Raw genomic sequence first — 24,100 nt, forward strand, 5'->3', positions numbered from 1 at the left:
ACGGACTCCTCTCTCCGAGGAGTCTCCCCCTCAGAACAGGTGTCCGGGAACGTCAGGACGGCTCACCCCACCCGCGTAGAAGCCCTGTCGGCGGCCAACCACGGCGGACCCGCAGCCAACCGACGGTCGGGTGGTTTCGAGGCTCGCTAGCGCTCGCACCTCAACCACCGCAGGAGCGGCCGGTGAGCCGGGAAGCAGCGCCAACCCGAACCCACCACACCCGCGTCAAAGCCCTAACGGCGGCCAACCCGAGACCACCCGCAGCCAACCGACGGTCGGGTGGTTTCGAGGCTCGCTGGCGCTCGCACCTCAACCACCGCAGAAGCGACCGGAAGCCGGGAAGCAGCGCCAACCCGAACCCACCCGCAGCCAACCGACGGTCGGGTGGTTTCGAGGCTCGCTAGCGCTCGCACCTCAACCACCGCAGAAGCGGCCGGAAAGCCGGGAAGCAGCGCCAGCCCGAACCCGCCGTACCCGCGTAAAAGCCCTGTCGGCGCCCCAACCGAGCGAACCCGCAGCCAGCCGACATTCCATGGGTGCCCGCGTGCAACTCGGACGGTCGACCCCATAGCCTCTTCCGAGTGAGCTCCTCACTGAACTGGACCGACTACCGAGCCGTGCTGTTCGACCTGGACGGAGTGGTGACGCCGACGGCCATCGTGCACATGCGCGCGTGGTCGGAGATGTTCAACGCGTTCCTCGAGTCCTGGGACGGCGAGGGTGACACCGCGCCGTACACCGACGCCGACTACTACGCCCACGTCGACGGCAAGCCGCGGTACGACGGGGTGCGCGACTTCCTCACCTCGCGCGGGATCCCCGCGCCGCAGGAGCGCGTGGTCGAGCTCGGGGACCGCAAGAACGACGCGTTCAACGCCGTGCTCGAGCGTGACGGCGTCGAGCCGTACCCCGGCTCGGTGCTCCTCCTCGACCACCTGCAGGCCCTCGGCCTCCCGCTGGCCGTCGTCTCCTCGTCGGTCAACGCCCCCGCGGTGCTCGAGGCCGCCGGGCTGAGCGACCGGTTCGAGACCGTGGTCAGCGGCGCGGTGGCGACCGAGCTGGGACTGCCGGGCAAGCCGGCGCCCGACACGTTCCTGCACGCCGCCGAGGTCCTGGGCGCGACGGCCGCGGAGTCGGTCGTGCTCGAGGACGCCGTCTCCGGCGTGCGCGCCGGCGCGGCCGGCCACTTCGGCGCCGTCGTCGGCGTCGACCGGGGCGTCGGACCAGGTGCCCTGACCGACGCCGGGGCGAGCGTCGTCGTCTCCGACCTCGCCGAGCTGGTGCCGGGAGGAGCTCAGTGAACAAGCAGCACATCGGCCCCGATCCGATGGACCGAGGCCGGTTCCCGGTCGACCCGTGGGCGCTCGTGGAGACCGGCTACCGCGCGCACGACGCCGGCGTGACCGAGACGCTGTTCGCGGTCGGCAACGGCTACCTCGGCATGCGCGGCACGCCCGAGGAGGGGCGGCCGGCGTACGCCCACGGCACGTTCGTCAACGGCTTCCACGAGACCTGGCCGATCCGGCACGCGGAGGCGGCGTTCGGGTTCGCGCGGACCGGGCAGACGATCGTCAACGCGCCCGACACCACGACGCTCAAGCTCTACATCGACGACGAGCCGCTGACGTTCGGCACCTCCGACCTCGAGCACTACGAGCGACGCCTCGACTTCCGCGACGGCGTCCTGCGCCGGCACCTGATCTGGCGTACGCCGTCAGGCAAGCGGGTGCGCATCGACAGCACCCGCATGGTGTCGATGAGCCAGCGGCACCTGGCGATCTACACGCTGGAGGTCGAGCTGCTCAGCGGCAACGCCCCGGTCGTGATCTCGTCGCAGATCCTCAACCGCCAGGACGGGATCGACGAGTACCGGATGCCGACCGACCCCTCCGGTGCGCCGGTCGACCCGCGCAAGGCGGCCGCGTTCGCCGACCGGGTGCTGCTGCCGCGGATGAGCAACGTGACCTCGGAGCGGATGCTGCTGGGCTACCAGTGCGCGCACTCCGGCATGACGATCGCCGTCGCCGCCGACCACGACCTCGAGACCGTCGACGAGCACGAGGTCGTCGAGCGCGCCGACGACGACCAGGCCAAGACCGTGTTCCGGGTCGACGCCACGCAGGGCCACGTGGTGCGGCTGACCAAGGTCGTCAGCTACCACACCTCGCGCGACGTCCCGGTCCGGGAGCTCGCGGACCGGTGCGACCGGACCCTCGACCGGGCCGCCCGGCACGGGGCCGAGCACTACATGGAGGACCAGCGCCGCTGGTACGCCGACTTCTGGGCTGCCGCCGACGTCGAGATCCCGGGGCAGCCGGCGATCCAGCAGGCCGCCCGCTTCAACCTCTTCAGCCTCGCCCAGGCGAGCGCCCGCACCGACGGCCTCGGCGTCCCCGCCAAGGGCGTCACCGGCTCGGGCTACGAGGGCCACTTCTTCTGGGACACCGAGATCTACGTGATCCCGTTCCTGACCTACACCCAGCCGGAGGTGGCGCGTAACGTCCTGCACTTCCGCTCGGTGCTGCTGCCGGCCGCGCGGGAGCGGGCCCGCGAGATGGCGCAGAGCGGCGCGATGTTCCCGTGGCGCACGATCAACGGCGAGGAGGCGTCGGCGTACTACGCCGCGGGCTCGGCGCAGGTGCACATCGACGCCGACATCGCCTACGCGCTCATGAAGTACGTGCTCACCACCGGCGACCGCGGCTTCCTGGTGCGCGAGGGCATCGACATCCTCGTGGAGACCGCCCGGATGTGGGCGGACCTGGGCTTCTGGCGCAGCAACGGCGACGAGTCGTTCCACATCCACGGCGTCACCGGGCCCGACGAGTACACGACCGTCGTCAACAACAACCTCTTCACGAACGTGATGGCTCGCTACAACCTCGAGGTGGCCGCCGACGCCGTGGAGTGGATGCGCGACGAGCGTCCCGACGAGTACGTCCGGATGTCCGCGCGCCTCGGCGTCGACCCGGCCGAGGTGAAGGAGTGGCGCCGCTGCGCGGACGGCATGACGATCCCGTACGACGCGGGCCTCGGCATCCACCCGCAGGACGACTTCTTCCTCGACCGCGAGGTGTGGGACCTCTCCCAGACACCCGAGGAGCTGCGCCCGCTGCTGCTGCACTACCACCCGCTGGTGATCTACCGGTTCCAGGTGCTCAAGCAGGCCGACGTGGTGCTCGCGCTGTTCCTGCAGGGCGACCGCTTCACGCCCGAGGAGAAGCGCGCCGACTTCGAGTACTACGACCCGATCACGACCGGCGACTCCACGCTGTCGGCGGTCGTCCAGTCCGTCATCGCGGCCGAGGTGGGGTACCACGAGGCGGCGCTGGACTACTTCCACCAGGCGCTGTACGTCGACCTGATGAACCTGCACGGCAACACCGTCGACGGCCTCCACATCGCCTCCACAGGCGGCGTCTGGGGCGCGCTGGTCCAGGGCTTCGGCGGCATGCGCGACCACGGCGGTGCGCTGTCGTTCGACCCACGGCTCCCCGAGGCGTGGGAAGGGCTGCGGTTCCGGCTGAGCTGGCAGGGCTCCCGCGTCCTCATCGAGCTCGACGAGGACCAGATCGCGTTCACCGTCGAGAGCGGCGAGCGCGACGTGCCGCTGCTCGTGCGCGGCCGGCCGTACGTCGTCTCCCCCGGTGAGCCGGTCGTCGTGCCGCTGGCCGACCAGGGTCCCCGGATCGACGGCCTGCTCGGCGACCACCCGGTCATCGGCGGGGTCCGCGCCGACGGCAGCACGATCACCGCCGGTGTCCCGGAGCCGATCCAGCCGCACGAGGACGCCGACCTCGGCGAGCTGCCGTCGTACCTCCCGGAACCCCCGTCGGCGGGCGCCTCGACCTAGGTCGTCAGATCGCCGCCGCCCGCACCACCATCACGTCGGGGAGGTCGGCGACGACCTGGGACCAGGACTCACCCTCGTCCGCCGAGCCCCACACCGCCCCGTTGCGTCCGCCGAAGTAGATCCCGGCCCGCTGGTGGTCGTCGGCGCACATCGCGTCGCGCATCACCGCGACGTAGAACGTGTCGGGAAGCCCCTGGGCGAGCCTCTCCCAGGTGTCTCCACCGTTGCGCGAGCGCCAGACCCCGGCCTCGCCGTCGGGCGGGTACCGGCCACCGGAGCCGTTGAGCGGGAACACGTAGATGGTGTCCGGCTCGTGCGGGTGCACGACGATCGGGAAGCCGAAGTCCGCCGGCAGCCCGTCGGCGATGGAGACCCACGTGGCGCCGTGGTCGTCGGAGCGGTAGACGCCGCCGTGGTTCTGCATGAACATCCGCTCGGGGCGGCTCGGGTGCCGGGTGATCTTGTGGACGCACTGGCCGAACTCGGGGTACTGCGCGCCCTCGGGCAGGAACTCGGCCTTCACCCCGTGGTTGTGCGCCTCCCAGCTCTCGCCGCCGTCGTTGGTCTGGTAGACGCCGCCCGACGAGATCGCCGCGGTCACCGACCGGGGGTCGGTGGGGTGCGGGAGCACGGTGTGGAACGCCTGGCCGCCGAAGCCGGCACCCCACTCCTGCCGGTGCGGGTGGTCCCACAGCGCCCGCTCGAGCGTGAAGGTCTCACCGCGGTCGGTCGACCGCCACACGGCACCGGGCTCGGTCCCGGCGTACACGACGCCGTCCTCGGAGCCGGCGACCAGCTGCCAGACCCGCTCGACCTTGGCACCGGTGTCGTCGGGGAAGCGGATCGCGCCGTTCGGGGTCTCCTGCCAGCTCGCGCCGAGGTCGTCGGAGCGCCAGACCTGCGGCCCGAGCCACGAGGACGACGACCCGACGAGCAGCCGCGGGGTGTCGCCGCGGGTGTCGATCAGGCAGGAGTAGACCTCCTCCATGTCGAAGTGCGGACCGGTGAACTCCCAGTCCGCGCGCGCCTCGTCCGAGGTTCCGATCCAGAGGCCCTTGCGGGTCCCCACCATCAGGAGCGTCCGGTCTGCCATTGCACCCTCCGATCTGTTGCACCCACTCTGCCGTCTAGATTGACCCGGTGGCCACCAGGAACTCATCGCACCTGGTGATCTCCCCGGTCTGGCTGGTGCTGTTCGGCATCCTCTCGGTGCAGTTCGGCGCCAGCGTCGCGAAGTCGCTGTTCGACGAGGTCGCGCCGACCACGATCGTCTGGCTGCGCCTGGCGACGAGCGCGCTGATCATGGTCCTGGTCGCCCGCCCGGCCCTGCGGGGACGCTCGCGCGGGGACTGGATGGCCGCGGTGACGCTGGGTACGACGCTCGGCGTCATGAACTGGTCGTTCTACCAGTCCTTCCAGCGGATCCCCCTCGGCGTCGCCGTGACGCTGGAGTTCCTCGGCCCGCTCACGCTCGCCGTGGTCGGGTCCCGGCGGTCCCGCGACCTCGTGTGGGTCGCGCTCGCCGCCCTCGGCGTCGCGGTGCTCGGGCTCAGCGGCGGGAGCGGGTCGCTGAACGTCGCGGGCGTGGTGTTCGCGCTCGTCGCCGGGGCGTGCTGGGCGGCGTACATCCTGCTGAGCGCGCAGACCGGGCGGCGCTGGCCCGGGTTGGACGGGCTCGCGGTCGCCTCGGTGGTCGCGGCGCTGCTGCTCACCCCGGCCGCGATCGGCGTGGGCGGCTCCGACCTCCTCGACCCGCGCGTGCTGATGATCGGCGCCCTGGTCGGGCTGCTGTCGTCGGTGATCCCGTACAGCTGCGAGATGGTCGCGCTGCGCACCATGAAGGCGTCGGTGTTCTCGATCCTGATGAGCCTCGAGCCGGCCGCGGCCGCGCTCGCCGGCATCCTCGTGCTCGACGAGTTCCTCACCGGCGAGCAGTGGCTCGCGATGGTGTTCATCATCATCGCCTCCGTCGGCGCGACCCGGTCGCAGCGGACCGTGGCGCCCGCTCCCGACTGACCCTGACTGGCCCCGACTGGCCCCGACTGACCACGGCTGGGTCCCCTGGCCCGAATTCACGCAACCGTCACACGACGTTGACGCGCGTGTCTCGGCCGCTCCCTAGGTTTGACGCACTCAGCTTGATTCACAGTCCTCGGGATCCAGGGGGAGCACCGCATGTTCACCCACCTGTTCGACCGCACCCTGCTCCGTCCTTGGGGTGCGGTTCGGCGTTGGCCGGTCGAGTCGCAGCTCGGCGCCCGGCGCAACGCCATGATCGCCTCCACCGTTCTGGCCCAACGACGTGCCGAGCGCGACGACGTCGCCGAGTTCCTCGCAGCGCGGCGCGGGACTGCGATGTCGGAGGTCGTGGCCCAGGCCGCGAACGGCTGAGCTCGCCGGGCGTGTCACCTCTCCCTGGCCGCCCGGTGAGCTCAGCGATCCCGACCGTCCTGCCCCTTCAGGGCGGTCGGGCACAATCGACCGCATGCCGACCGTGCTGCGCAGCGCCGCTGCCGCGATCCTGGCCGCGACCCTCCTGACGTCGTGCACCGGCTCCGACGAGGGCCAGCCGCCGGACGACGACACGATCACCGCGACCCCGACGGCCGACTCCGCCGCGCCGCAGTCGACGGAGCCCGCCGACCCGGTGACGTCCGGGGGCACCGACCGGCCCGGCCCGCCCCGCGTGGTGAAGGCGATCGCGACGGGGCTCACCTCGCCCTGGGGCCTGGCGTTCCTGCCGAACGGCGACGCCGTGGTCACCGAGCGCGATACCGAGCGGGTGCTGCTGCTGCGCGCGCCGTCGTACGACGTCACACAGGCCGGCACGATCGAGGCGGCGGTCGGCCTGGGCGACTCCGGCGGCGAGGCCGGTCTGCTGGGCGTGGCGGTGTCGCCGGACTTCGCGAGCGACCGGTTGCTCTACTTCTACTTCAGCTCCGGCTCCGACAACCGGATCGTCAAGGCCGAGCTCCGCGGCGGCCGGCTCGGCACCCCCCGGGTGATCGTGGAGGGCATCCCGCAGGGCTCGATCCACGACGGCGGGCGGCTGGCGTTCGGCCCGGACGGCTTCCTGTACGCCTCGACCGGCGAAGCGGGCAACCCCGACCTGGCCCAGGACCGGAGCAGCCTCGGCGGCAAGATCCTGCGGATGACGACCGACGGCGACCCGGCGCCCGGCAACCCCTTCGACTCGCTGGTGTGGACCTGGGGGCACCGCAACGTGCAGGGCCTGGCGTTCGACGACGACGGCCGGCTCTGGGCCTCCGAGTTCGGCAGCCAGACCTGGGACGAGCTGAACCTGATCGAGAAGGGGGACAACTACGGCTGGCCGGCGGTCGAGGGCCGCGGCGACGACAGCGACTTCACGAACCCGCAGGTCGTGTGGCCGACCGACGTGGCGTCACCGTCGGGCCTGGCCTGGCTGGACGGCCACGTGTGGATGGCGTCGCTGCGCGGCGAGCGGCTCTGGCGCGTCGACGTGAGCGGCAAGCGCGCGAGCGACCCCGCCGACTTCTTCGTGGGTCGCTACGGCCGGATGCGCACGGTCGCGGTCGCTCCCGACGGCCGGCTGTGGGTGATGACCAGCAACACCGACGGACGGGGCTTCCCGAACGACGGGGACGACAAGATCCTGCTCATCGACCCGTGACCACGCCGGTCACGGTCGCGCGTCGCGAGGCGCGGCGCAGCGTCGCCAGGATCGCCGGGCCGAGCACCACGATCGCGACCGTCGTGGTGATCGCGCGGACCGTGTCCCACCCACCGGTCGAGGTCAGCAGCGTGTAGACGAGGAACCGGTGCAGGTTCTCCAGCAGCGGCGCGTTCGCGACGTAGGACAGCGAGCCCTCGTGGCCCGAGACCTGCACGCCCAGCAGGAACGGCCAGTTCGAGAGGTTCATGAAGAGCCCGAACACGTACGACGCGACCACGGCGTACGCCGCCAGCACCGCGATCTCGGCGCGTCCGGTGAACCGGCGCGGCAGCAGGCCGGCCCCCATGCCGACCCAGGCCGAGCAGAGCATCTGGTACGGCATCCACGGCCCGACGCCCGCGGTGAGCAGGGCCGACGCGAACAGCGACGTGCAGCCGAGCACGAAGCCGAAGCCGGGGCCGAACACCCGCCCGGCGAGCACCAGCAGGAAGAACGTGAGCTCCACGCCGGCCAGGCCCGGCGAGAGCCCGCGCAGGATCGCGTTGACCGCGGACAGGACGCCGAGGATCGCCAGCACGCGGCTGTCCAGGCCGCCCTCGCTGAGCTCGGCGAGCACGACCGCGATCACGACGGGCAGCAGCAGCACGAACAGGAACGGCGGGTCCACGCGGGCGCCGTCGGGCACGCGCAGCAGCAGCGGCCAGCACAGCATGATCAGCCCCGCCACCGAGGCGACGCCGATGACGAGGATCGACCGCGGCGAGACGCGGACGGCCGGTGCGCTCACAGGGCCGCCACCACCTCGTCGACCCGCAGCCACGGCGGCCCGAGGATCTTGGTGACCTGGGGGGCGAACGACGGCGACTCGGCGACCACGCGGCGCACCGGACCCGACGAGACCACCTCGCCCTCGGCGAGCACCACGACGTCGTCGGCGGCCAGCGCCACGAACTCCACGTCGTGGGTGGCGACGAGCACCGCATGTTGCGCGTCGGCGAGGTCGCGCAGGATGCCGGCGAGCACGTGCTTGGCGGCGTAGTCGAGACCGCGGGTCGGCTCGTCGAGCAGCAGCACCCGCGGCCGGGCGACGAGCACCAGGGCCAGCGCCAGGGCGAGCCGCTGCCCCTCCGACAGGTCTCGCGGGTGCTGGTCGCCGGGGATGCCCGGGACCAGCCGCTCGAGGAGGTCGCGGGCCCGGCCGGTGCCGCCGTCCGCGGCCAGGCACTCCTCGTCGACGGTCTCGAGGTAGAGCAGGTCGGCGGCGTTCTGCGGCACCAGCCCGACCAGCTCGCGCCGGCCGGCCGGGGTCAGCCCTGCCGGGTCGGCGCCGCCGACCGACACCGTGCCGCCGCTGCGCCGGCCGCCGCCCTGCAATGCCCACATCAGCGAGGACTTCCCGGAGCCGTTGCGCCCCATCAGCGCGGTGACGCGCCCGGTGCCGAGCGTCAGGTCGACGTCACGCACGGCGACGGTCCGGCCGTGCTCGACGGCGAGGCGGCGTACGTCGACCGCGGTGGACGCGACGTCCTCGGCCACCACGGGCGGCGCACCGAGCCGGTCGGCCAGCCCGCGCGCCCGGCGGCGGGCGTCCCGGACGCTGAGCGGGAGCGGGCTCCAGCCGGCGGCCCGGCCGAGGTCCACGATCGGCGGCACGACGGGCGAGTCGGCCAGGAGGGCGGCGGGCTCGCCGACGCGTACCCGTCCGGCGCCCTCCAGCAGGCACATCCGGTCGGCGAACGGGACGACGCGCTCCAGCCGGTGCTCGGCGAGCAGCACCGACACCCCGAGGTCGTGCACCAGCCGGGTGAGCGTGGCGAGCACCTCCTCGGCCGCGGTCGGGTCGAGCGCGGACGTCGGCTCGTCGAGGACCAGCAGCCGCGGGTGCATGGTGAGCACGGAGCCGATCGCGACCCGCTGCTGCTGCCCGCCGGACAGCGTGCGCAGGTCGCGGCTGCGCAGGTCGGCGATCCCGAGCAGGTCGAGTGTCTCCTCGACACGGCGGCGCATGGTCTCGGCGGGGAGGCCGAGCTGCTCCATGCCGTAGGCGAGCTCCTCCTCGACCGTGTCGGTCACGAAGCCCGCCGCGGGGTTCTGCCCGACGTACCCGATCGCGTGGGCGCGGTCGCGCGGTGGCGCGTGCACGATGCTGACGCCGTCGAGCAGCACGTCGCCATCGAGGGTCCCGCCGCTGAACCGTGGCACCAGCCCAGTGACGACGCCCAGCAGCGTGGACTTGCCGACGCCGGTCGGGCCTGAGACCAGCACCAGCTCGCCCTCGTCGATGCTCAGGTCGACCCCGTCGAGCACGGCCGGGCCGTCGTCGTAGGTGAAGCGGATGCCCCGGAGCTCGATCACGTCGCCACCGCCAGCCGCGGAGACGGGGTGGCCAACGGGCCGGCCAGCGCAACGACGACCAGCACCAGCGCGGCGGCGCTGACCGTCGGCACCACCTCGAGGGAGGGGTAGGCGACGTCGAGCTGGTTGCGGCTCATCCACCAGCCGATCGCGCCGGCGAGCAGGCCGGAGGCGACCACCGCGACCTCGGGCCCGCGCCAGCGGTCGGGCCGGTAGCGGGTGCGCTCGACCCGGCGGCCCGCCGTGACCAGCCCGGCGGCCGCGGCGGCGAGGCCGAGACCGAGCATCGGCAGCGCGAGCAGCCGCGGGACGGTCGTGTCGAGGAACGCATAGGTGCCCACGCAGATCCCGCAGAGCCCGGCGAGCATCAAGGCCCCGGTCGTACGCCGCTGCGCGCGGCTGAGGTCGCCGGCGCGACCGTAGCCACGGGTGTCCATGCCCGCGGCCAGGGCCATCGAGTGCTCGAGCGCGTCCTCCAGCACCGGCACGAGGAACCGGCGCAGCCGCCCGATCCGGCGGGTGTCCCCCGCCCGCAGGCTCTGCGCGGCGCGCACCCGGCGCGCGCTCTCGGCGAACTGCGGCAGCACGGTCACGGCGACCACGAGCGCGGTGCCGATCTCGTACAGGGCCGGCGGCACGGAGCGCAGCACGCGCTTGGGGTTCGCCAGCGAGTTCGCGGCGCCGATCATGATCACGATCGCCGCGAGTCGCAGCCCGTCGTACAGCGCGAACAGCAGCGCCTGGGCGTACACCGGGCCGAGCAGCGTGATGCCCGCGACCCAGTCCGGGAGCGGGATGGTCGGCAGGTCCAGCAGCACCCGGCCGCCGAGCCAGTTGCCGCCCAGGAACAGCGCGAACGCCACCCGGACCGCGACGATGCAGACGCCGAGCCAGACGTAGATGCGGAACGAGCGGCCCCACGGCTGGTCGGAGCGGCGCAGCACCACGACCAGCCAGGCGACGCCGACCAGCATCAGCAGGATCAGCGGGTTCGTCGTGAACGACGCGGCGCCGGCGAGCCCCAGCGCCCACAGCCACCAGGCCAGCGGGTGCAGGTCGCGCGACGTGCGGGCGCTCACGCGCCGGGCACCCCGCGGCGGCGACGTACGACGGCCGCCGCACCGGCGCCGGCGAACAGGGCGGCGATCACGGCCGGGGCCACCCACGCGGGCAGTCCGCCGTCGTCGGGGTCGCCGGGCTCCGCGGCGGTCGGCACGGCGTCGGCCGAGGTCTCCGCGGTCGGGGCGGCCGACGGGGTCTCGGAGGCGATCGGCTTCGGCGTGCGGGACTTCTCGCCGCGCGGCTTCTTCTCCCCGGCCGCGGACGGCGAGGCCGTCGGTGACTCGGACGGCGCGCCCGCGGCGGTGCTCGGGGCGGTCGACGCGTGCTGCGACGGCTGCGCGGACGGCGCGGGGGTGCGCGTCGGGGTGGAGCTCGGCGTCGCACTGGCATGGGGGCTGGGCGTGAGGCCCGGTGCCGACCGGGCGGCGCTGCCCTGCCACGAGAGCGCGACGTACCCGCCGTCGGGGACCCGCAGGCCGCCGACGCCCGAGGTCGCGTACGTCCAGCTGCCCGACTTCCCGTCGGACCAGTACAGGGCCCAGTAGGCGTCGGCCGGCGGCGTGTTCACGCACGGGTCGTCGGCGGGCGCCCCGTCGACCCGGCAGACGAAGCCCGGCTGGCGCTGCACGAACGACAGCGAGAACCCCGCAGCGGGGAACAGGCTGGCGGCCGTGTCCCCCGCCCCGTCGGAGACGCAGCCGGTCTGCACACCGCCGCCGAGCTCGTGGAAGTCCACGACGACCGTCACGCCGTCGGCGGTCGAGCAGCCGGCCGCCGACGCGGCGGCGACCGGGGTCGCGGCGTACGCCGCCGCGGTCAGGAGGACCGCGGCGGCGATGCGCGCACCGGTGCGCAGCACGTCAGCGGGTGACGGTGAAGGACGTGGCGCCCTTGCGGTTCTTGAACTGGCCCTGGGCGGTGACCTTCGCGGTGCCCGGCTTGTTCGGGACCTTGAAGGTGGCCTTGGAGACGCCCTTGCGGTTCGCCTGGCTGATCTGGGCCTCGCCCGACGCGCTGCCGCGCTTGCTCGGCCACGCGATCGCCACCTGGACCGTCTCGCCCGGGGCGAGACCCTTGACGGTGACGACCTGCTTCTGACCGGCGTCGATCCGCTTCGCCTTCACCGAGATCGGCAGCTTCGCGGCACCGAGCGAGGTCAGCTCCGCGTCGCCGACGACGCCACCGGCGTTGGCGACCTCGACGGTGCTGGTGCCCGCCTTCTTCGGCAGCCGCAGCGTGAGCCCGGCGTCGCCGGAGGCGTTCGCCCAACCGAGGACCGACTGCTCGCCGAGCATCGCGCAGAGCGCCTCACCCGGGGCCGCGTCGTTGACGCCGACCTGGGTCGTCCCGCCCGCCTTGACGTAGCCGGGCGCGGACAGCACGTTCGGCGTGCCCGGGCCGGCCTGGGCGGCCAGCAGGCCGGGCAGGGCCTGGGTGGTCGAGCGCACCGACTGGTAGCGGAGCTCGGCGTCCATCGGGCCGCTCTGGGCGGCGGTCCGGGCCGCGTCGCCGTACAGCACCGCGCCGAGGTCGGCACTCGCGTAGTACACGCAGTTGGCCACGTTGGTCGCCTGGTGCGCGCGCAGCCAGGAGGCGGCCTTCGCCGCCGCCGCGTCCTCGCCGGAGATCAGCAGCGCGTACGCCGCGGCGCCGGTGCTGTTGCCGTTGGCGGCCGGGATGTCGCTGTCGGAGCCGAAGCCACCGTTCTTCTTCTGCTGGCCGACCAGCCAGTCCACGGCGCGCTCGACGTGGGGCGCGACGTCGGCGTCGTCGAGCTGCGACTGCAGGGCGACCACGGCGAGAGCCGTCACGTCCACGTTCGGCTGGCCGTCGGCGCCGTCGCAGCTCTGGTCGTCCTCGGTCGGCTCGGCGAAGAACTGGCGGAAGTAGCCGTCGGCGCACTGCTGCTCGAGCAGGAAGTCGGTCACGGCATCGGTCGAGGCACTGCCGACCGCGTCGAGGGCCTGGGCGGCGAACGCCTGGCCGAACACGTTGGCGTAGTCCTTGGCGAACGGGTCCTCGGTGTCGATGTCGTCCTGGATCCGGCCGGCGAGAGCGCCGTCCTCGGCGATGTTGCCCTCGATGTCGGCGATCAGGTCGCGGCCACCGAAGCTCGTGGGGTCGGCGTCGGTGAGCTGCGCCAGGACGGCGGACTTCGCGGCACTGCCGACGGAGACGTTCGTGCCGAAGCCCGGCGCGACGTACGAGTCGAGCTGCGCGGCGACGGCGTCGCTGATGCCGTCGACCACCGAGGACGGGGCACCGACCGCGTCGAACGCGATGGCCGCGTCGATGGACAGCCCGTAGTCGGGGTAGGGCACGCCGTTCTCGTCGACGTACGGGCTGAGGACCAGCCCGTCGGTGAGCTGGCTGCTCAGCCAGGTGGCGGCGGCCGTCGCCGGGGCCGGGTCGGCCGCCGAGGCCGGGGCGGAGGACACGAGGACGCCGGCCAGGGCCAGGGCGGGCACCGTGACGAGAGCCGCGGAGCGGCGTGCGATGGATCGCATGGATTTCCTTCCCGCAGCTGCGTTCCACGACAGCGCGAATTCGGGACGCGACGCAGCGGGTGCTCCGGCTCACCCCCGACCAGCTGGTCGGGCGGCCTACGGTTGCGGGTCAGCGCCGGACTCGGACCGGCTTCCCCCGCTGCGGGCGTGGTTGTGTTGTGGCGCGAGCCTATCCCGTCGGGCTCAGGTGAGCTTCTCCAGGATCAGCTCCCGCACCCGGCCGGCGTCGGCCTGGCCGCGCATCTCCTTCATGACCTCGCCGATCAGCGCACCGGCGGCGGCCACCTTGCCGTCGCGGATCTTGTCGGCGACGTCGGGGTTCGCGGCGATCGCGTTGTCGACCGCGGCCGAGAGCGCGCCGTCGTCGGACACGATCGCGAGCCCACGGGCCGCGACGATCTCGTCCGGAGTGCCCTCGCCGGCCAGCAGCCCGTCGAAGACCTGGCGGGCCAGCTTGTCGTTCAGGGTGCCCTCGTCGACCAGCGCCTGGACCCGGACGACGTGCGCGGGCGTGACGCCGAGCGCGCCGACCTCGACGCCGGCCTCGTTGGCGCGGCGGGCCATCTCACCGAGCCACCACTTGCGGGCGACCTGCGGCGTGGCGCCGGCGTTGATGGTCTCCTCGACGATCAGCAGCGCGCCGGCAGCAACGGTGTCGCGCATCTCGAAGTCGGAGAAGCCCCACTCGGCCTGCAGCCGGGCGCGCTTCTGGGTGGGGTTCTCGGGCAGCGTGCCGCGCAGCTCCTCGACCCACTCGCGACTCGGCGCCACCGGCACCAGGTCGGGCTCCGGGAAGTACCGGTAGTCCTCGGCGTCGGACTTCTCCCGGCCGCTCGTGGTGACACCGGTGTCCTCGTGCCAGTGCCGCGTCTCCTGGAGGATCGTCTCCCCCGCGCCGAGCACGGCCGCGTGCCGCGACATCTCGTAGCGCACCGCGCGCTCGACCGAGCGCAGCGAGTTGACGTTCTTGGTCTCGGTACGGGTGCCGAGCACACCGCTGCCCTTGGGCGACAGCGACAGGTTCACGTCGGCGCGGATCGAGCCCTGGTCCATGCGCGCGTCGGAGACGCCGAGCGCGACGATGAGGTCGCGCAGCTGCGCGACGTACGCCTTCGCGACGTCGGGTGCCTTGGCGCCCATGCCCGTGATCGGCCGGGTGACGATCTCGATCAGCGGGATGCCGGCCCGGTTGTAGTCGACCAGCGAGTGGCTGGCGCCGTGGATGCGACCGGTCGCGCCGCCGACGTGCAGCGACTTCCCGGTGTCCTCCTCCATGTGCGCGCGCTCGATCTCGACGCGGAACGTCTCCCCGTCGACGTCGACGTCCATCCAGCCGTCGAAGGCGATCGGCTCGTCGTACTGCGAGGTCTGGAAGTTCTTCGGCATGTCCGGGTAGAAGTAGTTCTTCCGGGCGAAGCGGCACCACTCGGCGATCTCGCAGTTGAGGGCGAGGCCGATGCGGATGGCGGACTCGACCGCGACCCGGTTCACGACCGGCATGGCGCCCGGCAGGCCGAGGCAGGTCGGGCAGACCTGGCTGTTCGGCTCGGCGCCGAACTCGGTCGGGCAGCCGCAGAACATCTTGGAGTTGGTGTTGAGCTCGACGTGGACCTCCAGGCCCAACGCCGGGTCGTACGACGCCAGGACGTCGTCGAAGGCAACCAGGGTGTCGCTCATCAGATCTCCTTCGGAACGAGCGGGCCGCCCCACTGCTCGAGCAGCGCGGCCTCGAGGGCGGCACCGACCCGGTAGCAGCGGTCGTCGGCGAGGGCCGGGGCGAGGATCTGGAAGCCCGCGGGCAGTCCGTCCTCGTCGGCGAGGCCGCTCGGGACCGAGATGCCCGGCACGCCGGCCAGGTTGGCGGGGATGGTCGCGAGGTCGTTGAGGTACATCGCGATCGGGTCGTCGAGCTTCTCGCCCAGCTTGAACGCCGTGGTCGGCGCGGTCGGCGAGACCAGCACGTCGACCTTCTCGAACGCCGCCTCGAAGTCGCGCGAGATCAGCGTGCGCACCTTCTGCGCCTGGCCGTAGTAGGCGTCGTAGTAACCGCTCGACAGCGCGTAGGTGCCCAGGATGATCCGGCGCTTGACCTCGTCGCCGAAGCCGGCGTCGCGCGTCGCGCGCATGACCTCCTCGGCGCTGGCGTCCTCCGACGGCCAGACGCGCAGGCCGTACCGCATCGCGTCGAACTTCGCGAGGTTCGAGGACGCCTCGCACGGCATGATCAGGTAGTACGTCGCGAGCGCGTGCACGAAGTGCGGGCACGAGACCTCGACGACCTCGGCGCCGGCCTTGACCAGCAGGTCGACGCCCTCCTGGAACCGAGCCAGCACGCCGGGCTGGTACCCGTCACCGGACAGCTCGGTGACCACGCCGACCTTGAGACCAGTGAGGTCACCGGTCAGACCCTGCCGGGCGGCCTCGACCAGCGGCGGGAGCGGCTGGTCGATGCTCGTCGAGTCGCGCGGGTCGTGCCCGCCGATCGCCTCGTGCAGGAGCGCGGCGTCGAGGACGGTCCGGGTGACCGGGCCGACCTGGTCCAGGGAGTTGGCCATCGCGACCAGGCCGTAGCGCGAGATGCCGCCGTACGTCGGCTTCATGCCGACCGTGCCGGTGACCGCGCCGGGCTGGCGGATCGACCCACCGGTGTCGGTGCCGAGCGCGAGCGGCGCCTCGAACGCGGCGACCGCGGCCGCCGAGCCACCGCCGGAGCCGCCCGGGATCCGGTCGAGGTCCCACGGGTTGTGGGTCGGGCCGTACGCCGAGTGCTCGGTCGAGCTGCCCATGGCGAACTCGTCCATGTTGGTCTTGCCGAGGATCGGCAGGCCGGCCTCCTTGAGGCGACGCACCACGGTCGCGTCGTACGGCGGGACCCAGCCCTCGAGGATCTTCGACCCACAGGTGGTCGGCATGCCCTCGGTCGCGAGCACGTCCTTGACCGCGATCGGCACGCCGTCGAGCGCGGAGAGCAGGGTGCCGGCGGCGCGGCGCTCGTCGGACGCCTTCGCCTGGGCGAGCGCGCCCTCGGCGTCGACGTGCAGGAACGCGTGCACGGGGCCGTCCACGGCGGCGATCCGGTCCAGGTGGGCCTGGGTGATCTCGACGGAGGTGGTCTCACCGGCGGCGAGCGCGTCGGCCAGCTCGGCCGCACTTGCTCGCAGCAAGCGCGCCGCTCGCTCCGCTCCCGGGGCGCTCACTGCTCGTCCCCCAGGATCCGCGGGACCGAGAAGCGCTGCTCCTCGACCTCCGGCGCGCCCGAGAGCGCCTGCTCGGGCGTCAGCCCCGGGGTCACGACGTCCTCACGGAAGACGTTGGTGAGCGGCAGCGCGTGCGAGGTCGGCGGGATGTCGCCCGCGGCGACCCCGCTCAGCGAGGCCACCGACTCGAGGATCACGGACAGCTGCGGTGCGAGGTGGTCGAGCTCGGCGTCGTCGAGGTCGATCCGGGCGAGGTTCGCCAGGTGCGCGACCTCGTCTCGGGTGATTTCGGGCATGGGCGCAATCCTAGGAGAGATCGCGGCCAGAGCCTCAGTCGGCCGATCCCTCAGGCGTTGTCGAGCAGCGCCCGCACCTTCTCCGGGTCGCCGGCCTGCGGGCACTCGATCCTGAGCAGACCCGGGTGCTCCTCGATGCTCCGGTAGCCGGCGTGCCTCGCCGCGACCATCAGGTCGACCGGGTCCCGCCCGGCGGGGACGGGGTACAGCACGGTCCGTGCGGCGGGGCCGTGGAGCTCGCCCTCGAGCTTGTTCACGTCCTGCCCGACGCTGCGGATGATGCCGAGCACGACCACGGTCGCGACGACGATCCCGACAGCCAGCAGCAGTGCTACGACGATCATGACGTCCTCCGGTTCGCTCGTCGGGGTGTTGCTCCGACGATCCGCGCGGCGGCGGTGGTTGGCCAGAGGCTTACGTCCTGGGACGGCCGACCGGTCGCGGTCGTAGGCTCGCGCCTCGTGACCGACGACTACCGCAGCGAGGCGACCCTGACCGGCAGCGAGCGCGAGCAGCTCGAGGCGTTCCTGCACGACAACCGCCAGGCGATCGTCGGAGTGCTGGAGGGTCTGACGGAGGAGCAGGCCCGGCGCCGGCTGGTGCCGTCGCTGACGTGCCCGCTGTCGATCGTGAAGCACGTGGTGTTCGTGGAGAAGGTGTGGTTCCACGCGTCGCTGGCCGGACGCACGCGCGGCGAACTGGGCATCCCGGAGGCGGCCGAGGAGAGCTGGTACCTCACGCCCGACGACACGGTCGAGTCCGTGCTCGCGTCGTACCGCCTCGCCTGGGCCGAGGCCGACGAGATCGCCGCGGCGTACTCCCTCGACGACCTGGCCCTGCACAACCGGCGGGGTCCGCTGACGCTGCGCTGGATCTACGCTCACCTCATCGAGGAGCTCGCCCGGCACGCCGGGCACGGCGACATCCTGCGGGAGCAGATCTTCCACGGCGACAACTTCGGGAGCTAGGCACCCAACCGATCGAGCGGTCCCGGCATCTTCTGCTGTGACCCGCTCGAGGAGGACCGATGGCGAGAGCACTGACGGACGAGGAGTTCACCGAGTTCGTGCATGCCAGCTGGCCGGGGCTGTACCGCACGGCCTACTTGATGCTCGGCGACCACGGCCTGGCCGAGGACCTGGTGCAGACCGCGCTCGCCAAGGTCTTCGCGACCTGGCGCAAGGTGCGCGACCGGGAGGCGGCGCCGGCGTACGCCCGCGTGGTGCTCGCCAACACGGCGGCAGCGTGGTTCCGCAAGCGCGGGTGGCGCAACGAGCGGCCGACCGAGGTGCTGCCGGACGCCGGTGTCGACCAGGACCCGACCAACCGCACCGCTCTCGCCACGGCGCTGCAGGACCTGGCGCCGCGGCAGCGGGCCGTGGTGGTGCTGCGCTACTACGACGACCTCAGCGTGCGCGAGGTCGCCCAGGCTCTCGGGATCAGCGAGGGCACCGTGAAGAGCCAGACCTCCGACGCGCTGGCCCGGCTGCGGCTGAGGCTCGGCGACGAGGTCGTCCCGACGACCGAGGGGGCGCGCCATGACTGAGCGACTCACCATGCTGTTCCACGAGGAGGCGGCGACCATCGACGTCCCCCGGCCGCCCGCCGACGCGGTGCTCGCCCGCGGCCACGACCTGCGCCGGCGGCGCCGGACCACGATGGCGGTCGTCGGCGCGGTCGCGGCGATCGTGCTGGTCGGAACGACGCTCACCGTGGCCGCGACCGTGCGGGGCGACAGCCAGGTCGAGCCCGCGGACCTCCCCGACGACGCGGCGTACCAGCAGCTCGGCGCGTGGGCGCGCGGCGACGAGGTGCACGTCGGCAACCACGTCGTGGTGATCCCCGGTGCGCTGGACCTCCAGTACTCCTCCGCGGGCGTGGTCGTCGGCGCTCCGCAGTTCTCGCCGAAGCCCGATCCACGGATCTCGCTGGTGACCCCGGACGGCGAGGTCCGGGCACTCGACCTCGGCGTGACCGATCCCTCGCGGTCGGTGGCCGCGGACCCGGCGACGCCGTACCTCGCCTTCGTACGGTCGGTCGACGACACGACCAAGGAGCTCGTGGTGCTCGACCTCGAGAGCGACGAAGAGATGTACGTCCACTCGTTCACCGACCGCGAGCCCGGCAGTGCCAAGATCGTCGGGCTGTCCGGAGACCTGGTCAGCTACTTCGCCCCGGACCCTGGCCAGCCCGGGTCGGGAACCATGGTCACCACGAACTGGCGCACCGGCGCCGAGGTTCCGCTGGCCGACGGAGTGCTCGGCCTGGGCGCGGCCGGCGACTCCCGGTACATCGTCTCGGACGACGGCGCGTGGCAGGTCCGCAGCCGCGACGACGGGGAGGTGCTGTTGAAGGTGCCCTACGTCGGGGACGGGATCTACGACCAGTCGTCGCTCTCTCCCGACGAGAAGTGGCTCTCGGTCTCGGCGCCCGATCAGGACATGGTCGTCTACAACGTCGAGACCGGCGACCACGTCGACCTCGGCCGTGACCGGGACGTCGTCGACTACGGCTGGACCCCGGACGGGCACCTGGTCGGCAAGCCGTTCCCGAGCCAGCCGTCGGAGGTCGAGGTGTGCGACCCCGCCACCGGGGAATGTGTTGGTCTCGGGCACACGGTGGGACCCAAGCTCTCGCTGGTCACCGGCACGTGGGGAATCGCCACCGGACGCTGACCAACCGAACTGCAGGTCGGCGCGTCTTCTCGGGTGACCGCTCGAGGAGGATCGATGGCGAGAACGCTGACGGACGCGGAGTTCACCGAGCTCGCGCAGGCCGCGTGGCCGGGGCTCTACCGCACGGCGTACCTGATGCTCGGCGACCACCAGCTCGCCGAGGACCTGACCCAGACGGCACTGACCAAGACCTACGCCGCCCGGCGGAGGATCAAGGACCCGGCCGCCGCGCCGGCATACGCCCGGGTGGTGCTGGCCAACACCGCGACCACCTGGTTCCGGCGCCGGTCCTGGCGCAACGAGGTGCCGACCGAGACGCTGCCCGAGAGCGGTACGGAGCGCGACCCGAGCACCGGCCCCGCCGTCGTCGCGGCGCTCGCCACGCTCCCGCCCCGGCAGCGCGCGGTGGTCGTGCTCCGCTTCTACGACGACCTGAGCGTCCGCGAGGTCGCCCGTGCGCTCGGCGTCTCCGAGGGCACCGTGAAGAGCCAGACCTCCGACGCGCTCGCCAAGCTGCGCGCCGTCCTGGGCGATGACGTCGTCCCGTCGACCGAAGGAGCCCGCCATGACTGACCGTCTCTCCACGCTCCTGCACGAGGGCGCCGACACGATCGACGTCCCGCCGATGCCCGGCGACCTCATCGCGGCCGGACGCCGCGAGGAGCGCCGCCGGCGCACGCGTACGGCGCTGGTCGGAGCCGTCGCTGCGATCCTCGTCGTGACCGGGGCGACCGTCGCCGTCGACCGCTGGCGCGACAGCGACGACTCGATCCAGCCCGCCGACGAGCTGGCCTACCAGCAGCTGGGCGCGTGGATCTCCGACGAGGTCGTGCACATCGGCGACCGCACCGTCGAGGTCCCGGGCGCGCAGTCCTTGGTCTACACGTCCGCGGGTGCGATCGTCGCGAACCTTCCCGACTCGATCGAGGACCCGACGAGGCTCACCCTCGTCGCGCCGGACGGCGAGACCCGCGACCTCGGCCACTTCGATGCGATCGCCGCCGAAGCCGGCTCACCGGAGCTCGTGTACGCGGAGGAGGTCGAGGACCAGGGCTACGTCCAGCTCCAGGTCCTCGACCTGGCGACCGACGAGACCCGGCCGCTCGGCGACCCATTCCAGTCCGAGGAGACGCCGCTGCTCGGCCGCAGCGACCGGTACGTGATCGTCACCCAGGACCAGCTGGAGGTCGCCGTAGACATGGACACGGGCGAGGTGTCGCGGATGCCCCGGCGCGAGCTCGGCTTCTCGGTCCCGTGGGGCTACGGGCCGGCGGGCTACATCACAGCCCCCGACCCCGAGAGCGAGCCCGTGGAGATCACGCAGTGGCACGTGCGCTCGATGCCCGACGGCGACCTGGTCGGGTCGTACCCGGACGCCGGCGGGCAGTACGCCACCGTGTCGCCCGACGGCCGCTACCTGCTCACGTCGAGCGACACCACGGCCCTGGTGTACGACGTCGCCAGCGGGGAGCGGCTCCCGCTGGAGCTCACGCTCACGGAGTTCCAGCCGACCGGCTGGACACCCGACGGCCACGTGCTGACCACCGGGGAGGACGGCACGGTCGTCTCGTGCGGCCCGGCCACCGGCGAGTGCACGGACACCGGCGTACCGGCCGGCGACGACCTCAGGCTGGAACGAGGCTCGTTCAACTCGTGGTCGTAGGGCCGTTCTCCAGGAGGTCCTTGAAGCCCGCCTCGTCCAGGACGGGGACACCGAGCTGCTCGGCCTTGTCGGCCTTGGAGCCGGCGTTCTCGCCGACCACCACGTAGTCGGTCTTCTTGGACACCGAGCCGGCCGCCTTGCCGCCGCGGGACAGGATCGCCTCCTTCGCGGAGTCGCGGCTGAAGTCGACCAGCGACCCCGTGACCACGACGGTGAGGCCCTCCAGGGTGCGCGGCACGGACTCGTCGCGCTCGTCGGCCATCGAGACGCCGGCGCGCTCCCACTTGTCGACGATCTCGACGTGCCAGGGCTCCTTGAACCACTCGATGACCGCCTCGGCGATCGTCGGGCCGACGCCCTCGGCGGCGGCCAGCTGCTCCTCGGTGGCGGCGCGGATCGCGGCCATCGAGCCGAACTCGGTGGCCAGCGCCCGGGCCGCGGTCGGGCCGACGTGCCGGATCGACAGCGCCACCAGCACACGCCACAGCGGCACCTGCTTGGCCTTGGCGAGGTTGTCGAGCAGTCGCTGGCCGTTGGCGCTGAGCTGCGGACCCTCCTCACCCTTCTTGGGCGCCCGCGTGAACAGCGGCGCGGTCAGCACCTTCTCGGCGTCGAGGTCGAACACGTCGCCCTCGTTGCCGATCGCCCCGGCGTCGAGCAGCGCGACGGCGGCCTCGTAGCCGAGCCCCTCGATGTCGAACGCACCCCGGCCCGCGACGTGGAACACGCGCTCGCGCACCTGGGCGCGGCAGAACTGGTGGTTGGGGCAGCGGCGGTCCTTGTCGCCCTCCTTCTGCTCCACCAGCGTCGTGCCGCACTCCGGGCAGTCCGTCGGGCCGACCCACTCGGCGAGGCCGTCGGGGCGCAGCGCAAGCACCGGCCCGAGGATCTCCGGGATCACGTCGCCGGCCTTGCGCAGGATCACCGTGTCGCCCGGGCGGACGTCCTTGCGCTGGACCTCGTAGTAGTTGTGCAGCGTGGCGTTCTCGACGGTCGAGCCGGCGACGAGGGTCGGCTCCATGACGCCGTACGGCGTGACCCGGCCGGTGCGGCCGACGTTCACCCGGATCTCGAGGAGCTTGGCGTTGACCTCCTCGGGCGGGTACTTGAACGCGATCGCCCAGCGCGGCGCTCGGCTGGTCGAGCCGAGCCGGCGCTGCAGCGCGACGTCGTCGACCTTCACGACCACGCCGTCGATCTCGTAGGGGACGATCGTGTGCCGGTGCTCGCCGGCGTTCTCGATGTAGGCCTCGACGTCCTGGAGGGTCGGGACGACCTTGACCTTGTCGCTGACCGGCAGGCCCCACGCCTTCAGCGCGTCGTAGGCGTGCGACTGCGCCTGCGGCTCGAAGCCGCGGCGCTCCCCGATGCCGTGGCAGACCATGTCGAGCGCGCGCGAGGCGGTCACCCGCGGGTCCTTCTGGCGCAGCGAGCCGGCGGCGGAGTTGCGGGGGTTCGCGAACGGCGCCTTGCCGGCGTCCAGCAACGAGGCGTTGAGCCGCTCGAACGCCTCGACGGGCAAGAACACCTCGCCGCGGACCTCGACCAGCTCGGGCACCGGGAACTCGTCGGTGCCGGTCAGCCGGTGCGGGATCGACGCGATCGTCTTGACGTTCGGCGTGACGTCCTCGCCGGTGGTGCCGTCACCGCGGGTGAGCGCCCGGACCAGGCGGCCGCCTTCGTAGAGCAGGTTGATCGCGAGGCCGTCGACCTTGAGCTCGCACAGCAGGGCGGGGCTCTCGACGCCGTCGCGCGCGAGCCGGGCGTGCCACGACTCGAGCTCCTCGAACGAGAAGGCGTTGTCGAGGCTCTCCATCCGGCGCAGGTGGGCGACCGCGGTGAACTCGGTCGACACCGCACCACCGACCTTCTGGGTCGGCGAGTCCGGCGTCCGGAGCTCCGGGAACTCCTCCTCGAGGTCCTGGAGCCGGCGCATCGTCTGGTCGTAGACGGCGTCGTCGATGGTCGGGCTGTCGAGCACGAAGTAGCGCCAGCGCGCCTCCTCGATCTCCTCGGCCAGTCGCTGGTGCTCCACGCGCGGGTCGGTCACGACGCCATTGTGCCGGGCCGCGCCGACACCTCCCGCGACCGGCCGCGCGCACGCTCCGGTCTAGACCAGTCCCCCGCCTGCCGGGAAGAAACCTGAGAAAACCCGGTTGGACCGGAATGCGGGCCGTGCGTACGCTGTTCCGGATGAAACGAAACCGTTTCGTTTCATCCATGTGAACGGCAGGCGAACACACCCATGACCCCCATCGAGCGGCCCCGCGTCGAGGGCGACCGCGAGCAGGAGATCTTCCAGGCGACCCTGGAGGTGCTCGCGGAGGTCGGCTACGACCGGCTGACCATGGACGCCGTGGCCGCCAAGGCCAAGGCGTCCAAGGCGACGCTGTACCGCCGGTGGACCAACAAGGTCAGCCTCGTGATCGAGGCGCTGCACCCGAAGGGCGAGTACGTCGTGCCCGACACGGGCTCGCTGCGCAGCGACCTGATGGCGGTGTTCTGCGGCATGGGTGGACTGTCCGACCACACCGAGGTGGCCCGGTTCGCGAGCGTGCTCACCGCGATCGCCCGCGACCAGGACTTCGCCGACGCGTTCCGCCGCGAGGTGGTCGGCCCCAAGATCGCCCTCTCCCAGCAGATCTGGGAGCGGGCCCGCGAGCGTGGCGAGCTCCGCGACGACGTCGACCTGGCCCTGCTCGAGCCCGCGCTCGCCGGGATCGTCCTGCACCGCATGTTCATCCTCGGGGAACCCCCGACACCCGAGCTGATCACCCGCGTGATCGACCAGATCATCCTGCCGGCCGCCACCCGCGACCCGGCCCCCTCCCACTGAA

22 protein-coding genes are annotated in these 24,100 nt (G+C 72.4%); 11 read left to right on the top strand and 11 right to left on the bottom strand.

Features of this window, described 5'->3' with window-relative positions:
- The first annotated feature begins 581 nt into the window (after nucleotides 1–581).
- On the top strand, nucleotides 582–1,301 hold the full coding sequence (locus tag ABD875_RS14050; RefSeq protein ID WP_345178016.1) for an HAD family hydrolase: 720 nt from the start codon (nucleotides 582–584) through the stop codon (nucleotides 1,299–1,301).
- 26 nt (nucleotides 1,302–1,327) lie between these two features.
- Nucleotides 1,328–3,853 carry a glycoside hydrolase family 65 protein gene (locus ABD875_RS14055; RefSeq protein ID WP_345180512.1) on the top strand — a complete coding sequence of 842 codons (2,526 nt, stop codon included), beginning with the start codon at nucleotides 1,328–1,330 and terminating at the stop codon, nucleotides 3,851–3,853.
- Between the two features lie 4 nt (nucleotides 3,854–3,857).
- On the opposite strand, the gene ABD875_RS14060 is transcribed toward ABD875_RS14055, so the two are convergent.
- Nucleotides 3,858–4,946 carry a WD40/YVTN/BNR-like repeat-containing protein gene (locus tag ABD875_RS14060; protein ID WP_345178019.1) on the bottom strand — a complete coding sequence of 363 codons (1,089 nt, stop codon included), beginning with the start codon at nucleotides 4,944–4,946 and terminating at the stop codon, nucleotides 3,858–3,860.
- A 47-nt stretch (nucleotides 4,947–4,993) separates the two neighbouring features.
- On the opposite strand from ABD875_RS14060, the gene ABD875_RS14065 reads away from it, so the two are divergent.
- The 3 genes from ABD875_RS14065 (at nucleotide 4,994) to ABD875_RS14075 (ending at nucleotide 7,505) form a co-directional block, all read left to right on the top strand.
- Entirely contained in the window at nucleotides 4,994–5,869 is an 876-nt protein-coding gene (locus tag ABD875_RS14065; RefSeq protein WP_345178021.1) for an EamA family transporter, read from the top strand.
- Nucleotides 5,870–6,028: 159 nt separating this feature from the next.
- Nucleotides 6,029–6,244 carry a hypothetical protein gene (locus ABD875_RS14070; protein WP_345178023.1) on the top strand — a complete coding sequence of 72 codons (216 nt, stop codon included), beginning with the start codon at nucleotides 6,029–6,031 and terminating at the stop codon, nucleotides 6,242–6,244.
- 94 nt (nucleotides 6,245–6,338) lie between these two features.
- Nucleotides 6,339–7,505 (top strand): PQQ-dependent sugar dehydrogenase, encoded by a 1,167-nt coding sequence (locus ABD875_RS14075; RefSeq protein ID WP_345178025.1) that lies wholly within the window; start codon nucleotides 6,339–6,341, stop codon nucleotides 7,503–7,505.
- Here ABD875_RS14075 and ABD875_RS14080 read toward each other — a convergent pair.
- From ABD875_RS14080 to ABD875_RS14120, 9 genes are all read right to left on the bottom strand, one after another.
- On the bottom strand, nucleotides 7,492–8,295 hold the full coding sequence (locus ABD875_RS14080) for an ECF transporter S component (RefSeq protein ID WP_345178028.1): 804 nt from the start codon (nucleotides 8,293–8,295) through the stop codon (nucleotides 7,492–7,494). The genes ABD875_RS14075 and ABD875_RS14080 overlap by 14 nt on opposite strands.
- Nucleotides 8,292–9,863, bottom strand: a complete 1,572-nt coding sequence (locus ABD875_RS14085; RefSeq protein WP_345178030.1) for an ABC transporter ATP-binding protein — start codon at nucleotides 9,861–9,863, stop codon at nucleotides 8,292–8,294. Before ABD875_RS14085 ends, ABD875_RS14080 begins: the two co-directional genes overlap by 4 nt.
- The gene (locus ABD875_RS14090) at nucleotides 9,860–10,942 is read right to left on the bottom strand and encodes an energy-coupling factor transporter transmembrane component T (RefSeq protein WP_345178033.1); all 1,083 of its coding nucleotides are present in this window, start codon (nucleotides 10,940–10,942) and stop codon (nucleotides 9,860–9,862) included. The genes ABD875_RS14085 and ABD875_RS14090 overlap by 4 nt, the downstream gene beginning before the upstream one ends.
- Complete coding sequence (locus ABD875_RS14095; protein ID WP_345178035.1) at nucleotides 10,939–11,784, bottom strand: hypothetical protein; 846 nt, start codon at nucleotides 11,782–11,784, stop codon at nucleotides 10,939–10,941. The genes ABD875_RS14090 and ABD875_RS14095 overlap by 4 nt, the downstream gene beginning before the upstream one ends.
- A 1-nt stretch (nucleotide 11,785) precedes the next feature.
- Nucleotides 11,786–13,432: a prenyltransferase/squalene oxidase repeat-containing protein gene (locus ABD875_RS14100; RefSeq protein WP_345178037.1), complete on the bottom strand. Its 1,647-nt coding sequence runs from the start codon at nucleotides 13,430–13,432 to the stop codon at nucleotides 11,786–11,788.
- 183 nt (nucleotides 13,433–13,615) lie between these two features.
- Nucleotides 13,616–15,109, bottom strand: a complete 1,494-nt coding sequence (gene gatB, locus ABD875_RS14105; protein ID WP_345178039.1) for an Asp-tRNA(Asn)/Glu-tRNA(Gln) amidotransferase subunit GatB — start codon at nucleotides 15,107–15,109, stop codon at nucleotides 13,616–13,618.
- Nucleotides 15,109–16,596 (bottom strand): Asp-tRNA(Asn)/Glu-tRNA(Gln) amidotransferase subunit GatA, encoded by a 1,488-nt coding sequence (gene gatA, locus ABD875_RS14110; RefSeq protein ID WP_345178041.1) that lies wholly within the window; start codon nucleotides 16,594–16,596, stop codon nucleotides 15,109–15,111. The genes gatB and gatA overlap by 1 nt, the downstream gene beginning before the upstream one ends.
- Nucleotides 16,597–16,625: 29 nt before the next feature.
- Nucleotides 16,626–16,925, bottom strand: a complete 300-nt coding sequence (gatC, locus tag ABD875_RS14115; protein WP_345178044.1) for an Asp-tRNA(Asn)/Glu-tRNA(Gln) amidotransferase subunit GatC — start codon at nucleotides 16,923–16,925, stop codon at nucleotides 16,626–16,628.
- A gap of 50 nt (nucleotides 16,926–16,975) precedes the next feature.
- Nucleotides 16,976–17,269 carry a hypothetical protein gene (locus ABD875_RS14120; RefSeq protein WP_345178047.1) on the bottom strand — a complete coding sequence of 98 codons (294 nt, stop codon included), beginning with the start codon at nucleotides 17,267–17,269 and terminating at the stop codon, nucleotides 16,976–16,978.
- A gap of 117 nt (nucleotides 17,270–17,386) precedes the next feature.
- Here ABD875_RS14120 and ABD875_RS14125 point away from each other — a divergent pair, with 117 nt between their 5' ends.
- Genes ABD875_RS14125 through ABD875_RS14145 form a run of 5 tightly spaced genes read left to right on the top strand, consistent with a single transcriptional unit; the run spans nucleotide 17,387 to nucleotide 21,263 of the window.
- The gene (locus tag ABD875_RS14125; RefSeq protein ID WP_345178050.1) at nucleotides 17,387–17,893 is read left to right on the top strand and encodes a DinB family protein; all 507 of its coding nucleotides are present in this window, start codon (nucleotides 17,387–17,389) and stop codon (nucleotides 17,891–17,893) included.
- 59 nt (nucleotides 17,894–17,952) lie between these two features.
- Nucleotides 17,953–18,471, top strand: coding sequence for a SigE family RNA polymerase sigma factor (locus ABD875_RS14130; protein WP_345178053.1), 519 nt, complete (start codon nucleotides 17,953–17,955; stop codon nucleotides 18,469–18,471).
- The gene (locus ABD875_RS14135; RefSeq protein ID WP_345178056.1) at nucleotides 18,464–19,600 is read left to right on the top strand and encodes a WD40 repeat domain-containing protein; all 1,137 of its coding nucleotides are present in this window, start codon (nucleotides 18,464–18,466) and stop codon (nucleotides 19,598–19,600) included. Before ABD875_RS14130 ends, ABD875_RS14135 begins: the two co-directional genes overlap by 8 nt.
- Nucleotides 19,601–19,654: 54 nt before the next feature.
- Nucleotides 19,655–20,173 (top strand): SigE family RNA polymerase sigma factor, encoded by a 519-nt coding sequence (locus tag ABD875_RS14140; RefSeq protein ID WP_345178059.1) that lies wholly within the window; start codon nucleotides 19,655–19,657, stop codon nucleotides 20,171–20,173.
- On the top strand, nucleotides 20,166–21,263 hold the full coding sequence (locus ABD875_RS14145; protein WP_345178061.1) for a hypothetical protein: 1,098 nt from the start codon (nucleotides 20,166–20,168) through the stop codon (nucleotides 21,261–21,263). The genes ABD875_RS14140 and ABD875_RS14145 overlap by 8 nt, the downstream gene beginning before the upstream one ends.
- Here ABD875_RS14145 and ligA read toward each other — a convergent pair.
- The gene (ligA, locus tag ABD875_RS14150) at nucleotides 21,247–23,313 is read right to left on the bottom strand and encodes an NAD-dependent DNA ligase LigA (protein WP_345178064.1); all 2,067 of its coding nucleotides are present in this window, start codon (nucleotides 23,311–23,313) and stop codon (nucleotides 21,247–21,249) included. The genes ABD875_RS14145 and ligA overlap by 17 nt on opposite strands.
- A gap of 195 nt (nucleotides 23,314–23,508) precedes the next feature.
- On the opposite strand from ligA, the gene ABD875_RS14155 reads away from it, so the two are divergent.
- Nucleotides 23,509–24,099, top strand: coding sequence for a TetR/AcrR family transcriptional regulator (locus ABD875_RS14155; protein WP_345178067.1), 591 nt, complete (start codon nucleotides 23,509–23,511; stop codon nucleotides 24,097–24,099).
- Nucleotide 24,100 lies beyond the last annotated feature (1 nt).

It is taken from the genome of Nocardioides caricicola (assembly GCF_039541135.1).
GTDB classification, from domain to species: Bacteria; Actinomycetota; Actinomycetes; order Propionibacteriales; family Nocardioidaceae; genus Nocardioides; species Nocardioides caricicola.

Bases quoted from the DNA above. Each gene is read 5' to 3' on its own strand.
- ABD875_RS14120 (WP_345178047.1), bottom strand. From the start codon at position 17,269: ATGATCGTCGTAGCACTGCTGCTGGCTGTCGGGATCGTCGTCGCGACC.
- gatB (WP_345178039.1), bottom strand. From the start codon at position 15,109: ATGAGCGACACCCTGGTTGCCTTCGACGACGTCCTGGCGTCGTACGAC.
- ABD875_RS14055 (WP_345180512.1), top strand. From the start codon at position 1,328: ATGGACCGAGGCCGGTTCCCGGTCGACCCGTGGGCGCTCGTGGAGACC.
- ABD875_RS14060 (WP_345178019.1), bottom strand. From the start codon at position 4,946: ATGGCAGACCGGACGCTCCTGATGGTGGGGACCCGCAAGGGCCTCTGG.
- ABD875_RS14140 (WP_345178059.1), top strand. From the start codon at position 19,655: ATGGCGAGAACGCTGACGGACGCGGAGTTCACCGAGCTCGCGCAGGCC.
- ABD875_RS14135 (WP_345178056.1), top strand. From the start codon at position 18,464: ATGACTGAGCGACTCACCATGCTGTTCCACGAGGAGGCGGCGACCATC.
- ABD875_RS14145 (WP_345178061.1), top strand. From the start codon at position 20,166: ATGACTGACCGTCTCTCCACGCTCCTGCACGAGGGCGCCGACACGATC.
- ABD875_RS14075 (WP_345178025.1), top strand. From the start codon at position 6,339: ATGCCGACCGTGCTGCGCAGCGCCGCTGCCGCGATCCTGGCCGCGACC.
- ABD875_RS14130 (WP_345178053.1), top strand. From the start codon at position 17,953: ATGGCGAGAGCACTGACGGACGAGGAGTTCACCGAGTTCGTGCATGCC.
- ABD875_RS14155 (WP_345178067.1), top strand. From the start codon at position 23,509: ATGACCCCCATCGAGCGGCCCCGCGTCGAGGGCGACCGCGAGCAGGAG.
- ABD875_RS14070 (WP_345178023.1), top strand. From the start codon at position 6,029: ATGTTCACCCACCTGTTCGACCGCACCCTGCTCCGTCCTTGGGGTGCG.
- gatC (WP_345178044.1), bottom strand. From the start codon at position 16,925: ATGCCCGAAATCACCCGAGACGAGGTCGCGCACCTGGCGAACCTCGCC.
- ABD875_RS14100 (WP_345178037.1), bottom strand. From the start codon at position 13,432: ATGCGATCCATCGCACGCCGCTCCGCGGCTCTCGTCACGGTGCCCGCC.